Origin of the sequence: Rothia kristinae (assembly GCF_016028855.1) — a bacterium.
Classification (GTDB): Bacteria; Actinomycetota; Actinomycetes; order Actinomycetales; family Micrococcaceae; genus Rothia; species Rothia kristinae.
In genome coordinates, this window is the sequence record NZ_CP065738.1 from 1,877,738 (window position 1) to 1,892,609 (window position 14,872).

Annotated in this window: 7 protein-coding genes; 6 read left to right on the plus strand and 1 reads right to left on the minus strand. The window is 73.3% G+C overall.

What is annotated here, in order from left to right; genetic code table 11:
• The first annotated feature begins 177 nt into the window (after positions 1-177).
• The 6 genes from I6G21_RS08290 to cydC all read left to right on the plus strand — a co-directional run bounded on the left by I6G21_RS08290 (position 178) and on the right by cydC (position 12,213).
• Positions 178-2,283 carry a DNA gyrase/topoisomerase IV subunit B gene (locus I6G21_RS08290; RefSeq protein ID WP_061225488.1) on the plus strand — a complete coding sequence of 702 codons (2,106 nt, stop codon included), beginning with the start codon at positions 178-180 and terminating at the stop codon, positions 2,281-2,283.
• Positions 2,284-2,460: 177 nt separating this feature from the next.
• Positions 2,461-4,092 carry an L-lactate permease gene (locus tag I6G21_RS08295; RefSeq protein WP_129357590.1) on the plus strand — a complete coding sequence of 544 codons (1,632 nt, stop codon included), beginning with the start codon at positions 2,461-2,463 and terminating at the stop codon, positions 4,090-4,092.
• 105 nt (positions 4,093-4,197) lie between these two features.
• Positions 4,198-5,244, plus strand: coding sequence for a malate dehydrogenase (locus I6G21_RS08300; RefSeq protein ID WP_217265788.1), 1,047 nt, complete (start codon positions 4,198-4,200; stop codon positions 5,242-5,244).
• 290 nt (positions 5,245-5,534) lie between these two features.
• Positions 5,535-7,121 (plus strand): cytochrome ubiquinol oxidase subunit I, encoded by a 1,587-nt coding sequence (locus I6G21_RS08305; RefSeq protein ID WP_129357589.1) that lies wholly within the window; start codon positions 5,535-5,537, stop codon positions 7,119-7,121.
• Between the two features lie 9 nt (positions 7,122-7,130).
• Positions 7,131-8,198: a cytochrome d ubiquinol oxidase subunit II gene (gene cydB, locus I6G21_RS08310; RefSeq protein ID WP_058730672.1), complete on the plus strand. Its 1,068-nt coding sequence runs from the start codon at positions 7,131-7,133 to the stop codon at positions 8,196-8,198.
• Between the two features lie 7 nt (positions 8,199-8,205).
• A complete protein-coding gene (gene cydC, locus I6G21_RS08315) occupies positions 8,206-12,213 on the plus strand; it encodes a thiol reductant ABC exporter subunit CydC (RefSeq protein WP_129357588.1) in 4,008 nt (1,335 codons plus the stop codon).
• Positions 12,214-12,251: 38 nt separating this feature from the next.
• Here cydC and I6G21_RS08320 read toward each other — a convergent pair whose 3' ends face one another.
• The gene (locus tag I6G21_RS08320) at positions 12,252-14,798 is read right to left on the minus strand and encodes a DNA gyrase/topoisomerase IV subunit A (RefSeq protein WP_129357587.1); all 2,547 of its coding nucleotides are present in this window, start codon (positions 14,796-14,798) and stop codon (positions 12,252-12,254) included.
• Positions 14,799-14,872 lie beyond the last annotated feature (74 nt).

Consider the following 14,872-nt stretch of genomic DNA (forward strand, 5'->3'; position numbering starts at 1 on the left):
GCGGCGGGGGATCGGGGCGGCGCTGATGTCCATCTATGCAAACACGGAGCACCCCCGATGTCATCCCGGCCCCGTCCAGTTCGCTGTGGGCATGGGTGCTGCCCGCGCCCGTCGTAGACTGGGGCACTGTCCCGACCCCGCCCGCACCCGCCCGTCCCCGTGAGGAGCACCGTTTCCGTGAGTCCCCAGCAGTCCGAGTACACGGCACGTCAGCTCTCCGTCCTGGAGGGCCTGGAGGCGGTGCGCAAGCGCCCCGGCATGTACATCGGCTCCACCGACTCCCGCGGGCTGATGCACTGCCTGTGGGAGATCATCGACAACTCCGTGGACGAGGCCCTGGCCGGGTACGGCCAGGCCATCGGCATCGTGCTCAACCGGGACGGCTCCGTGGAGGTGCGCGACGACGGGCGCGGCATCCCCACCGACATCGAACCGCGCACCGGACTCACCGGCGTCGAGGTGGTCTTCACCAAGCTGCACGCCGGCGGCAAGTTCGGCGGCGGCACCTACAACGCCGTCGGCGGCCTGCACGGGGTCGGCGCCTCCGTGGTCAACGCCCTGTCCTCCCGCCTGGACGTGCAGGTGGACCGGGGCGGGAAGACCCACCAGATGTCCTTCCGCCACGGCATCCCGGGGACCTTCGACGACACCGGAGCCCCCTCCCCGGACGCCCCCTTCACCCCGGCCGAGCCCGGGGAAGCCCTGCGGGTGGTCGGGAAGGCCCGCCGCGGGGCCACCGGCACCCGGGTGCGCTACTGGGCCGACCGGCAGATCTTCACCCCGGACGCCGCCTTCGGCTACGAGGACCTCGTGCAGCGGGCTCGCCAGACCAGCTTCCTGGTGCCCGGCCTGCGCCTGTCCATCACCGACGAGCGCAGGCTTCCCGGCACGGCCGGGGCCGAGGGCCCGCACGAGGAGGTCTTCCAGCACGACGGCGGCATCGCCGAATACGTGGAGTTCCTCGCCCCGGACGCGCCGGTGACCGACGTCTGGCGCTTCCAGGGCACCGGGGCCTTCACCGAGACCGTGCCCGTGCTCGGGCCCGACGGGCGCTCGCAGCTGCAGGAGGTGCAGCGCGAGTGCGAGGTGGACGTGGCGCTGCGCTGGGGCATCGGCTACGAGACCACCGTGCGCTCCTACGTCAACATCATCGCGACCCCCAAGGGCGGCACCCACCTGACCGGCTTCGAGCAGGGGCTGCTGAAGACCGTGCGCAAGCAGATCGCGGCCAACGCCCGCAAGCTCAAGGCCGGCACGGACAAAGTGGAGAAGGACGACGCCCTGGCCGGACTCACCGCCGTGCTCAACGTCCGCCTCGTGGAGCCGCAGTTCGAGGGCCAGACCAAGGAGATCCTGGGCACTCCCGCGGCCCGCCAGATCGTCTCCAAGGTGGTCTCCCAGCAGCTGGAGAAGACCCTGACCTCCTCGGCCCGAGCGCAGAAGCAGCAGGCCGGGCAGGTGCTGGAGAAGATCGTCGCGGAGATGAAATCCAGGATCTCCGCGCGGGTGCACAAGGAGACCCAGCGGCGCAAGAACGCCCTGGAGACCTCGCAGATGCCGGCCAAGCTGGTGGACTGCCGCACGGACGACGTCGCCCACTCCGAGCTGTTCATCGTGGAGGGCGACTCCGCGCTGGGCACGGCCCGCCTGGCCCGGGCCTCCCACTACCAGGCCCTGCTGCCCATCCGCGGGAAGATCCTCAACGTGCAGAAGGCCTCCCTGACGGACATGCTGGCCAACGCCGAGTGCGCGGCGCTGATCCAGGTGATCGGGGCCGGCTCGGGGCGCACCTTCGACCTCGACGCCGCCCGCTACGGCAAGGTCGTGATGATGACCGACGCCGATGTGGACGGCGCGCACATCCGCACCCTGCTGCTGACGCTGTTCTACCGCTACATGCGCCCGCTGGTGGAGGCCGGGCGGGTCTACGCCGCGGTGCCCCCGCTGCACCGGGTGGAGATCGTGCGCCGGGGCAGGGACAACGAGATGGTCTACACCTACTCGGAGAAGCAGCTGCACGAGGTGCTGGCCCGCCTGGAGGCCGAGGGGCAGCGGTACAAGGAGCCGATCCAGCGGTACAAGGGCCTGGGGGAGATGGACGCGGACCAGCTGGCCGAGACCACGATGGACCCGCGCCAGCGCCTGCTGCGCCGGGTGCGCATCGAGGACGCCCAGGCCGCCGAGCGGGCGTTCTCCCTGCTGATGGGCTCCGAGGTGGCCCCCCGGAAGGACTTCATCATCTCCCACGCGGACGAGCTGGACCTGGAGCAGATCGACGCCTGAGCCGGCGGGTCGTGCGGCTTGACGAAGGTCACGCCGTCACATACTGCGTTCGTGTGGGTTTATGTGGGTTCGTGAGTGTTCTGCTGGGTAGACTCGGGTCCGGAGGATCCCCGGCACGCGTGGACGATGGCGCTCACGGACGGGGCCTTCCGAGAACACGAAAGGCTCGCACCGGACATGTTCCTGCAGCACTACGACCCGCTGGGCTCCCTCTGGCTCTCCGCTCTCGTCGCGGCCCTGCCCATCCTCGTCTTCCTCCTCGGATTGACCCTGTTCAAACTCAAGGGCATCACCGCCGCGATCATCGCCCTGGCGCTCACCGCCGTGCTGGGCACCGCGGTCTTCGGGCTGCCCGTGCCCTCGGCCGCTTCGGCCGCCGTCTACGGTGTGCTCAACGGCCTGTGGCCCATCGGCTGGATCGTGCTGATGGCCGTCTGGCTGTACCGCATCGCGGTGCGCGCCGGGAAGTTCGAGACCATCCGGGCCTCGATCGCCGCGATCTCCACGGACCAGCGGGTGCAGGTCCTGCTCATCGCCTACTGCTTCGGCGGCTTCCTGGAGGGCGCGGCCGGCTTCGGCATCCCCATCGCGATCTGCGCGGCGCTGCTGGTGGCTCTCGGCTTCGAACCGCTGCGCGCGGCCATGCTGGCGCTCGTGGCCAATGCCGCGGCCGGCTCCTACGGGGCCATCGGCATCCCCGTGATCGTCGGGGCCCAGCAGGGCGGGGTGGGCCTGCACGAGCTGTCGGCCATGATGGTGCTGGTGACCATCCTGGTCACCGCCGCCGTGCCCTTCCTGCTGATGGCCATCATGGACGGCTGGCGCGGGCTGCGCGAGACCTTCCCCGTGGCCCTGGTCTCCGGGCTGGTCTTCGGCGGGCTGCAGGCCGCGGTCCTGCTGCTGCTCGGCCCGGAGCTGGCCGACATCGTCCCGCCGCTGGGCGCGATGGTGGCCCTGACCGTGACGATGCGCCGCTGGCAGCCGAAGCGGATCTACCGCGAACCCGGCGCCCCCGAACCTGCGGCTGCGACCGGCGGGGATCGCCCCGCCGGCAGGCAGGTGCTGGCCGCCTGGAGCCCCTTCTACATCCTCTCCGTGCTGATCCTGCTGTGGTCCCTGCCGGGCGTGAAGGCTCTCACCGCCCCGGGCGGGCCACTGTCCTTCACCTCGCTGTCCCTGCAGATGCCCGCCCTGCATCAGGCGGTGGCCCGCACCACCCCGATCGTGGAGCAGGACGCCCCGCTGACGGCGGTGTGGAACCTCAACCTGCTCTCCGCCAGCGGCACCGCGATCCTTGTCGCGGCGATCATCACCGTGCTGAGCACCCGCGCCATCGGCTGGCGCGAGGCCGGTCAGGAGCTGGCCGGGGCCTGGCGGCAGCTGTCCACCCCGATCCTCATGATCTGCCTCGTCATGGCGGTGGCGAACATCATGAGCTTCGCGGGCATGTCCTCGACCCTCGGCCTCGCTCTGGCCGCGGCCGGTTCCGTCTTCCCCCTGCTGTCCCCGATCATCGGGTGGATCGGCGTGTTCGTCACCGGCTCGGTGGTCAACAGCAACACCCTCTTCGCGGGCCTGCAGGCCGTGACCGCCGGGCAGATCGGGGTCAACCAGACCCTGCTGGTGGCCTCCAGCACCGCCGGCGGGCTGATGGCGAAGGTTGTCTCCCCGCAGTCCATCGCCATCGCCACCGCAGCGGTGGACCGCTCCGGGCAGGAGTCCCGCCTGATGCGCCTGGCCCTGCCCTACAGCCTCGGCCTGCTCGCCTACGCCTGCCTGTGGGTGCTGGCCCTGTCCCTGGTGCTCTAGTCCCCGGTGCTCCGGCCCGACGCCGTCGCCGGCCCATCCCTGCCGCCCCGTCGGCCCCGCGTCACACACGCGGGGCCGACGGGGCGGATCACTAGCCTGGGAACCATGCAGACCAGCACCACGACCACCGCCCGACTGCGCCGGGACCCCGTGACCGTCACCGTGACCGGGGCCGCCGGGCAGATCGGCTACGCCATCCTCTTCCGCATCGCCGCCGGTGAGATGCTCGGTCCGGATCAGCCGGTGCGCCTGAAGCTGCTGGAGATCCCCGCGGCCCTGCCCGCCGCCGAAGGCACCGCCATGGAGCTTGCGGACTGCGCCTTCGGCCTGCTGGACTCCGTGGAGATCACCGACGATCCCGAGGTCGCCTTCGACGGGGCGAACCTCGCCCTGCTCATCGGCTCCGCCCCGCGCCGACCCGGCATGGACCGCGGGGACCTGCTCTCCTTCAACGCCGCGATCTTCGCCGAGCAGGGTCGGGCCATCAACGCCGCCGCGGCCGAGGACGTGCGGGTGGCCGTCGTCGGCAACCCGGCCAACACCAACGCCCTGATCGCCGCCAGCCACGCCCCGGACGTGCCCCTGGGGCGCTTCACCGCCCTGTCCCGCCTGGACCACCTGCGGGCCGAGGCCCAGCTGGCCGAGGCCGCCGGGGCGCCCGTGCGGGACGTCTCCCGGGTGATCATCTGGGGCAACCACTCCGGAACCCAGGTCCCGGACCTGGACCACGCCCGCATCGGCGGACGCGGTGCCCGCGAGGTGCTCACCGAGCGGGGCCTGGGACAGGAGTGGATCACCGAGACCTTCATGCCCACCGTGGCCATGCGCGGACACGCGATCATCGCCGCGCGCGGCGGCTCGTCGGTGGCCTCCGCGGCCCACGCGACGCTGCGCCACGTGCGCGACTGGGTGCACGGCACCCCGGAGGGCACCTGGACCTCCATGTGCGTGCCCAGCGACGGCTCCTACGGCGTCGAGCCCGGGGTCATCTCCTCCGCCCCCGTCATCTGCTCCGCCGGCGGCTGGCGGGTCGTGCCGGACCTGGAGATGTCCGAGGACATCACCACCCGGCTGGAGGCCTCGGTGCGGGAGCTGCGCGCCGAGCGCCAGGCGGTGCAGGACCTCGGTCTGCTGGGTCCCCGCACCCGCTGAACCCGACATCGGGCGGCCGCGTCGATCCGCGCCCGGACCCCGTCTGCCGGACGGGGGCGGGGCGTGCGGCCGGAATCACCCCTGATCGCTGCGCCACACCCCGCAGCCCTCGGCGGCCCGGCTGCCGCAGGATCCCGCGGTGCGCCCCCGGTCACCCAGGCTGGATCCCAGGAGGCGGTGCTACGGTCTGGCCCATCGGCGCGCCCGCGCCCGCAACCGCCTCCCGACGGGCGGCGCGATGCCACGGGAGCGCCGCGCATCACCCTCTTCACGATCCCTCGAGGAGCAGCGTGGACATCGTCGACATCGCACGGTGGCAGTTCGGCATCACCACCGTGTACCACTTCATGATGGTCCCCCTGACCATCGGCCTCGGCACCGTCGTGGCCACCCTCAACATCGCGTGGGTGCGCACCCGCAGACCCGAGTACCTGAGGATGACCAAGTTCTGGGGCAAGCTCTTCCTCATCAACTTCATCATGGGCGTGGCCACCGGGCTGGTCCAGGAGTTCCAGTTCGGGATGGCCTGGTCCGAGTACTCCCGCTTCGTCGGCGACGTCTTCGGCGCGCCGCTGGCCATGGAGTCCCTGCTGGCGTTCTTCGTCGAATCCACGTTCCTGGGCCTGTGGATCTTCGGCTGGGATCGGCTGAAGCCCTGGGTGCACGCCGCGTGCCTGTGCTGCGCGGTGGTCGCCTCCCTGCTGTCCGCGTACTTCATCATCGTCGCCAACTCCTGGATGCAGCACCCGGTGGGCTACGAGATCGTCGACGGGCGCCCGGTGCTCGACGACATCGCCGCGGTGCTGACCAACAACACCGCGATCGTCGCGATCATCCACACCCTGTTCGGCTCGATCGCGGTGGCCGGATCCTTCCTGCTGGGCATCGCCTGGTACAAGCTGTGGCAGCGCCGCCGGGCCGGCATCGACACCGTGGATGCGCAGGGCCGGGTGGTCGTGGGCGAGGAGCCCACCGGCGCCCGGGACCGCACCGACTACCGGGTCTGGTGGCGCTCCCTGCGCATCGGCTGCCTGATCGGCATCGTCGGCTTCCTCGGCACCGCCTTCTCCGGGCACGTGCAGGCCCAGCTGATGATCCACCAGCAGCCGCTGAAGATGGCCTCCGCCGAGGCCGCCTGCCACGACGGCACGGCCTTCTCCGTGTTCACCTTCTCCAACCCCGGGGCGCGGGACTGCAACAACGTGCACACCGTCATCGAGATCCCCGGGCTGCTGTCCTTCCTCGCCCACGACAACTTCCACACCGACGTCGCCGGGATCAACACCCTGGTGCCCCAGTACGAGAAGGAGTACGGCACCAACCTCGCCCAGGACGCCAAGTACGGGGACCGAGCGGGGCAGGAGATCAACTACGTCCCGCTGATGATCGTCACCTACTGGGGCTTCCGGATCATGATCACGTTCGGCGGCCTGGCCGCGCTGGCCTGTGCCCTGGCGTGGTGGCTGACCCGCAAGGGCACCGTGCCGGAATCCCGGTGGCTGATGCGCCTGGCCGTGTTCGGGATCCTCGCGCCCTTCGGCGCCAACGTCACCGGGTGGGTGTTCACGGAGATGGGCCGCCAGCCCTTCGTCGTCGCCCCCAACCCGGATCTGCCGGCCAGCCAGCGCATCCACATGTTCACCGAGGCCGCCGTCTCCCCGACGATCACCCCCGGCGAGCTGCTGACCTCCCTGATCTGCCTGTGCCTGGTCTACCTGGTGCTGATGATCGTGGAGGTCTGGCTGCTGGCCAAGTACGTGCGCACCGGCGTCGTGGCGGCCATGCCGGAGCTGGTGCGGGACCCCGAGCACGATGACGACGACGCGGACGCGCCTACCGGCCGACGCTCCGACGACGTCCTGGCCTTCGCCTACTAGGAGCACCCGATGATCGAGACCCTCGCGAACGAACCCGCGCTGAACACCGCCTGGTTCCTGGTGATCGGCCTGTTCTGGACCGGCTACCTGGTGCTGGACGGCTTCGACCTCGGCGTCGGGATGCTCATGGGCCGCATCTTCGCCCGGGACGAGAAGGAGCGGCGGCTGCTGCTGAACACCATCGGACCGGTCTGGGACGGCAACGAGGTCTGGCTGGTCACCGCCGGTGCCGCGACCTTCGCCGCCTTCCCGTTCTGGTACGGCGCCCTGTTCTCCGCCCTGTACCTGCCGCTGACCCTGCTGCTGCTGGCGCTGATCCTGCGGGCCGTGTCCATCGAATACCGGGGCAAGGGCTCCTCCGCCCGGTGGGCGCGCACCTGGAACGGGATCCTGGCGGTCTCCTCCGGGGCGATCGCCTTCCTCATCGGCGCGGCCCTGGCCCTGACCACCACCGGCCTGCCGCTGGATGCGAACGGGGACCGGATCGGCGGGGCCTTCGCGTGGCTGACCTGGCCCGCGGTGCTCGGCGGCCTCGGCTTCCTCGGCTTCGCCCTGGTCCACGGGCTGGCGTTCCTGGCCCTGAAGACCTCCGGGCCGGTGCAGGAGCGGGCCCAGCGGGCCCTGGTGCGCCTGCTGCCGGTGGGCCTGCTGCCCCTGGCCGGGTGGGTCCTGCTGGTGCAGGTGCGCGACGGCGTCGGCCCGACCTGGGCGCTGACCGGACTGGCCGTGCTCGGGGCCGTGCTGTCCTGGGCCTTCGCCCGCGCCGGGCGCGACGGGGCGAGCTTCGCCGGCAGCGCCGTGTTCCTCATCGCCGGGGCGGCGGCCGTCTTCCTGGCCGTGTTCCCCGTGGTGCTGCCCACGACCCTGGCCGGAGGAGCGGATCTGACCGTGACCAGCGCCGCCTCCTCCCAGTACACCCTGAAGATCATGACCATCGTGGGCTGCTTCGGCCTGCCCGTGCTGTTCCTGTACCAGGGCTGGTCCTACTGGGTGTTCCGCAAGCGCCTGCGCACCGAGCACATCCCGGACGCCCACGACGTGCGGGAGCTGGCCGAGCACCCGACCCGCACCGCCTGAGCCGCTGATGAGCCCGGCCCGCCCCGGCGTCGACCCCGGCGCCGATCCCCACCTCGCCACCGAGGCCGCCCCCGGTGCGCCCTCCGAGGCCGAGTCCCGGGGTGGGTCGTCCGCGCGGCCCCCGCTGGGGCCGAACGCTCGCAGGGCCCTGCCCGCACTGGGGCTCCTGCAGGCGATGCGCGCGGTCGGCACGGTGCTGTTCAGCCTGGGCCTGGCCGTGCTGCTGACCGGACTGGCCCAGGCGGGGCTGGCCGGCCTGTCGGATCCCGGCGCCGCCGGGCCCCTGCCCGAGTACATCGGCACACAGGTCCTGCGCGATGACGCCCTGCTGCCCGGGCTCGGCGGGTCCTGGACGCCCGGCGGATTCCCCGCGCAGCGTCTGAGCGCGGCCCTGGCGATCGCGGTCGGCGGCCTGGCGCTGCGGGCGGCGGGTGACTGGCTGCTGGGTGTTGCCGCCCGGCGCGCGGCCCGCGGCGCCCAGACCGAGCTGCGCGAGCGGCTGCTGCGCCGCGAGCTGCTCGGCGGGCACCTCGGCGCGGGCGGGGCGGCCGTGCTGATCACCCGGGGACTGGACGCCCTGGACGACTACTACACCCGGTCCGTGACCGCCCTGGTGGCCACCGGCGTCGTCCCCGTGATCCTGCTGGGCGTGGTGGCGCTGGTCGATCCGATCAGCGCGCTCGTGCTGGTGCTGACCCTGCCGCTGGTGCCGGTGTTCATGGTGCTGATCGGCAAGACCACCCAGCGGGACACCCGCACCGCCCAGGCCGGGCTGCTGCGGCTGTCCTCGCACCTGGCGGAGCTGGCCCGGGGCCTGCCCGTGCTGGTGGGGCTGAACCGGGATCGGGCGCAGCGGCGCGCTCTGGCCGAGCTGGGGGAGCGTTACCGGCGCACCACCATGACCACCCTGCGCTCGGCCTTCCTCTCCTCCCTGGCCCTGGAGCTGATCACCACGCTGTCCGTGGCGGTGGTGGCCGTGACCATCGGGGTGCGCCTGGTCAACGGGAGCCTGGGGCTGGACACCGGGCTGCTGGTGCTGCTGCTGGCCCCCGAATGCTTCCAGCCCCTGCGCGACGTCGGCACCGCCTACCACCAGTCCCAGGACGGGGTCGCGGCCCTGCGTCGGGCCGAGGAGATCCTCCGGGAGGACCCTGCGGCGACCGGGCAGGAGGAGCCGGGGGACGCGGCCGATGCTGCGCCGGGGGACGCGCCGGGCGCAGCGGCGGGTCGCCCGGTCCTGGCCGTCGAGGGGCTGAGCGTGACCTACCCCGGGCGCACCGAGCCCGCCGTGCACGACGTCGAGATGACCGCCCGGTCCGGGGAGATCACCGCGCTGGTGGGTCCCTCCGGGGCGGGCAAGACCACCCTGCTGCGCGCAGCCGCCGGGCTGCTGCCCGCGGGGTCCGCGGTGACCGGATCGGTGCGGGTGTGCGGCCCGGTGGCGTGGGTCGGGCAGGATCCCCGCTTCCTGGCCGAGACCGCCGCGGCGGAGACGGCCCTGTACGCCGAGCCGTCTCGGGCCGGGCAGTGGCTCGCGGCCGGCGAGGGCATCGGATCCCTGCCGGGGGAGAAGGACCGGGACCGGGGAGCCCTGGCGGTGCCCGGGGTGCGGGCGGCCCTGGAGCGGCTGGGCCTGCTGGGCCTGGCCCGGGTGGCCCCGGCGGCGCTGAGTGCGGGCCAGCAGCGGCGGCTGGCCCTGGCCCGCGCCCTGGCGCCCCTCCTGGCTCGCCGCGCGGACCCCGCCTCTGGCGCCCACGGGGTGAGTATCGATGGGCCAGGAGCCGACGGAACGGGAACCGAGGGGCCGGTGATCGACGCGCCCGGTGCTTCCGGGCCGGACGCCCACGGGCTGGTGCTGGTGGACGAGCCCACGGCCCACCTGGACCCGGCGGCCGCCGCGCGGGTGCTGGACAGCCTGCGGGCCCTGGCCGCCGCGGGGGCCGCCGTCGTGGTGGTCACCCACAGCCCGCGGGTGCGCGCCGTGGCCGATCGGGTCCTGCGCGTGGACGCCCGGGGCGCGCTCGGCCCGGACCCGGCCCCGGAACCCGCACCCGACGCGTCGGACCCGGCCAGGCAGGGGAGGACCGACGAGGAGCGAGCCCCGCGGGAGGCCGGGGCGCCGGACGCCGTCGCGGGGCCTGCCACCGCGGGTCCCACCGCCGCGGCCGACGGCTCCCGGCCCCGGGTGCGCGAGGTGCTGGGGATCCTGCGCCGGGTCACCGGCCTGCGCGCCCGCGCCCTGCTCGGGGCCCTGACCCTGAACACCCTGGCCGTCCTGGCCGGGGCCGCCCTGACCGCGCTGTCCGGGTGGCTGATCGTGCGCGCGGCCCAGCAGCCGGGGCTGATGTACCTGCTCGTGGCCATCACCGGGGTGCGCTTCTTCGGCCTGGCCCGGGCCGGGTTCCGCTACGCCGAGCGGCTGCGCACCCACGATCTCGCCCTGCGCGCGGCCGATGCGCTGCGGCTGCGCACCTGGAGCGCGACCGGCGCCACCGCCCTGGGCCTGCGCTCCCTGCTGCGCGGCCGGGAGTTCCTGCGTCGGCTGATCGCCGACGTCGAGGACCTGCGCGATGCCCTGCCCCGGGTGCTGCTGCCCGCCGCGACCGCCGTGCCCGTCCTGGCGGTGGCCGTCATCGCCACCGCGGTGTGTCTCCCGTCGGCCGCGTGGCTGATGGCCGGAGCCTGCGTCCTGGGGCTGATCGTGATCCCCGGCCTGGCCCTGCGGGCCAACGCCGCGGGGGAGGGGACCCAGCGGGAGGTGCGGGCCCGCGCCCTGGGCCTGGCCGCCGGGGTCCTGGAGAACCGGGAGGATCTGCGCGGCAACGGCGTGGTCGAGCCCGTGCTCGCGGTGTTCCGGTCCGCCGACGCCGCCGCGCACGCGGCGGCCCGCCGGGCGGCCTGGGCGACGGGCCTCGGTTCCGGCGGGCAGGTGCTGCTGTGGTGGGGCACCGCCCTGGGCACGGCGGCCCTGGCCTGGCCGGCCGTCTCCTCCGGTGCGGTCTCCGCACCGGTGGCGGCGATCCCCGTGCTGCTGGCCACCGCCCTGGTGGAGCCGATGACGGCGGCCACCGAGGCGATCCGCGCGTGGCCCGCCTTCGCCCGACTGACCCGGCGGGTCGGTTCCCAGGCGCAGGAGGGCACCCCGTCGGAGGTCGGAGATCGGACGGAAGACGCCGTCCGGGCCGGTGCGCAGGACCGCGCCCCCGCCGCACCCCAGGGGAGGGACCGTGCCGAGCGGGATGACGTCGAGCCGGCGGGCCTGGTGCTGCGGGAGGTCGCCGCGCGCTGGCCCGGGATGGACCGGCCGGCGGTGCGCGGGCTCACCGGAACCGCGGCCCGGGGACGCTGGTGGGGCATCACCGGGCCCTCCGGCTCCGGGAAGTCCACCGCGCTGGCGGTGCTGCTGGGCTTCCTGCCCCGCGAGTCCGGCAGCATCCGGGCGCTGGACCCCGCGGTCTCCGCCCCCGCCGATCCCGCCTCCTCCGCGGCGGGGCCCGAGCTCGGTCCGTCCCGGCTGCGCGGGCTGGCCGCCTGGTGCCCGCAGGACGCCTACGTCTTCGACTCGACCGTGCGCGGGAACCTGTCCCTGGCCCGGGACCGGGAGCACGCGCCCACCGACGATCAGCTGTTCGCCGCCCTGGAGCGGGCCGGTCTCGCGCAGGACGTCGCGGCCCTGCTGCAGGGCCTGGACACCCGGGTGGGCCCGGCCGGCGGCCTGCTGTCCGGGGGTCAGCGCCAGCGCCTGGCCGTGGCCCGTGCGCTGCTGACCGAGGCGCCCCTGCTGTACCTGGATGAGCCCACCGCCCACCTGGACGAACCCACCGCGCGCGCCATGATGGCCCGGCTGGCCGCGGGTCTGAGCCCCGGCCCGGGGGAGAACGACGCGACGGCGCCCGGTGTCATCGTCATCTCCCACCGCCCGGCGGACCTGGCACACTGCCGCAGCGTCCTGCGCCTGGCTCCGGGCACGGCCGACGCCCGGGAGCCGCACCCGGTGCCCGGCGAGGCGTCCTGAGGCCGCTGCGCTGGCCGCCCGCCGCCCGCGGGCCCGGCCTACGACGTCGGGCTCTGCCGCTGCCCGGCGTCGAGGCCGTCCAGGGAGGGGCCGACGGCGACGATGCCGCGCTCCAGCGGCACCCCGGACCCGTCCCTGGCACCGTGCTCGGTGGGCAGGGACCGGGCCACCCCGGACTTGGACACGGCCCGCACCGGGCCGGGCCCGGCGAAGGCCAGCGCCAGTCGGGACTCCCCGCGCAGGAAGCGATGCGCCCGCACCCCGCCGGTGGCCCGGCCTTTGGCGGGGAACTCCTCGAAGGCCGTGACCTTCGCGGAGCCGGCGCCGGTGCCGGGCAGGGAGTCGTCCTGGGCGGCGATGGTGACGACCTCGGCCCGCTGACCGGGGCGCACCACCCCGAAGGCCAGCACGGCGTCGTCCTCGGCCAGCTTGATCCCGGCCACCCCGGAGCCGGTGCGGCCCTGCGGGCGCACCTTGGAGGCGTCGAAGGTCAGCAGCTTCGCCGCCCGGGTGATGAACACCAGGTGGTCGTCATCGGCGGCCGCGGCGCACCCGAGGACCTCGTCGCGGCCCTTCAGGGTGATGACCTCCCAGTCGTCCCGGTTCAGCGGGTAGTCGGGATTCACCCGCTTGACCACCCCGTCCCGGGTGCCCAGGGCGATGACCTCGGAGGTCGGCACCAGGCCCACCACCCGCTCCCCGCGGGCCAGGGTCAGGAACTCCGCCACCGGCACCCCGGTGCCCAGGTTCGGCGCCTGCCCGCTCAGCTGCAGCACCGGCAGGTCCATCACGTTCACCCGCAGCATCCGGCCGGCACTGGTCACCGCCCCGACCTCCCCGCGTGCGGTCGCGGGGATGCAGGAGACCAGCGCGTCGTGCTTGATCCGCTCGCCCGGATCCGCCAGCCGCTCCCGGCCGCCGGGGGCCCCGGGGGTGCGTCCGAGCAGACCCGAGGCGGACAGCGCGACCCAGCACGGGTCGTCCGCGGTCTCCAGGGCCAGGCCCAGGCCCAGGCCCTTCCCGGTCTTCTTCGCCCCGGCCGGGGTCGCCGCCTTCGCCAGCTGCGCCAGATCGTCCGTCTCGGTGAGCACCGTGCGCCGGTCCGTGCCGTACTTCTCGGCCACCTCGCCCAGCTCCGCGGAGACCACCGAGCGCAGCGTCGCATCCGAACCGAGGATCTCCTCCAGCTCGGCGATGCGCGCGCGCAGCTCCTCCTGCTCCCGCTCCAGCTCGATCCGGGAGAACTTGGTCAGCTGCCGCAGCCGCAGCTCCAGGATGTGCTCGGCCTGCACCTGGGTCAGATCGAAGACCTGCATGAGCCGCGTGCGGGCCTCGGCGGTCTCCTCGGCGGCGCGGATGATCTGGATGACCTCGTCGATGTCCACGATGGCCAGCAGCAGGCCCTCCACCAGGTGCAGCCGGTCCTTCGAGCGGCCCAGCCGGTGCTCGGTGCGCCGGCGCACGACGTCGATCCGGTGGTCCACGTACACCCGCAGCAGCTCCAGCAGGCCCAGGGTCTGCGGCTGCCCGTCCACCAGCGCGACGTTGTTGATGCCGAAGGAGTCCTCCAGCGGGGTGTGCTTGTACAGGCTCAGCAGCACCGCGTGCGGGTTGAACCCGTTCTTCAGCTCCACGACCAGGCGGGTGCCGTGCTTGCGGTCCGTGAGGTCCACGACGTCGGAGATCCCGGACAGCTTCTTGGCCTGCACCCCGTCCTTGATCTTCTCGATGATCTTCTCCGGGCCCACCATGTACGGCAGCTCGGTGATCACCAGGCCCTGCTTGCGGGCGGTGACCTGCTCGATGCTGACCTTCGCGCGGGTCTTGAAGGAGCCGCGCCCGGAGGCGTAGGCGTCGCGGATCCCGGACAGCCCGACGATCGTGCCGCCGGTGGGCAGGTCCGGGCCCGGGATGAAGGCCATGACGTCCTCGAGGGTGGCCTGCGGGTGGGTGATCAGGTGCTGGGCCCCGGCGATCACCTCGCGCAGGTTGTGCGGGGCCATGTTGGTGGCCATGCCCACCGCGATCCCCGAGGAGCCGTTGACCAGCAGGTTCGGGAAGGCCGAGGGCAGTACCCCGGGCTGGGTGAACTGGTTGTCGTAGTTGGGCACGAAGTCCACGACGTCCTCGTCCAGGTCCCCGGTCATCGCCAGGGCCGCCGGGGCCATCCGCGCCTCCGTGTAGCGGGCCGCGGCCGGGCCGTCGTCCACGGAGCCGAAGTTCCCGTGCCCGTCCACCAGCGGCAGGCGCATCGCGAAGGACTGGGCCAGGCGCACCATCGCGTCGTAGATGGCCGCGTCCCCGTGCGGGTGCAGCTTGCCCATGACCTCCCCGACCACGCGGGCGGACTTCACGTGCCCCTTGTCCGGGCGCAGGCCCATCTGGGTCATCATGTACAGGATCCGCCGCTGCACGGGCTTGAGCCCGTCCCGGGCATCGGGCAGGGCCCGGGAGTAGATCACCGAGTAGGAGTACTCCAGAAAGCTGGTCTCCATCTCCGCGGAGACGTCCACGTCGACGATGTTCTCCACGACGTCGACCGGGAACTCCTCCTGCATGCTCGAGCTCTTGCGGCGAGGGGCCATCGGTGATCCTTTGCGCTTCGGGGTGGGCGGGGGACGGTGCCGCACCAGTCTAGGTCACGCCCCTCCCGGGCGGC

Coding starts and splice junctions, on each gene's coding strand:
- I6G21_RS08295 (WP_129357590.1), top strand. CDS start 2,461: ATGTTCCTGCAGCACTACGACCCGCTGGGCTCCCTCTGGCTCTCCGCT.
- I6G21_RS08300 (WP_217265788.1), top strand. CDS start 4,198: ATGCAGACCAGCACCACGACCACCGCCCGACTGCGCCGGGACCCCGTG.
- cydB (WP_058730672.1), top strand. CDS start 7,131: ATGATCGAGACCCTCGCGAACGAACCCGCGCTGAACACCGCCTGGTTC.
- cydC (WP_129357588.1), top strand. CDS start 8,206: ATGAGCCCGGCCCGCCCCGGCGTCGACCCCGGCGCCGATCCCCACCTC.
- I6G21_RS08320 (WP_129357587.1), bottom strand. CDS start 14,798: ATGGCCCCTCGCCGCAAGAGCTCGAGCATGCAGGAGGAGTTCCCGGTC.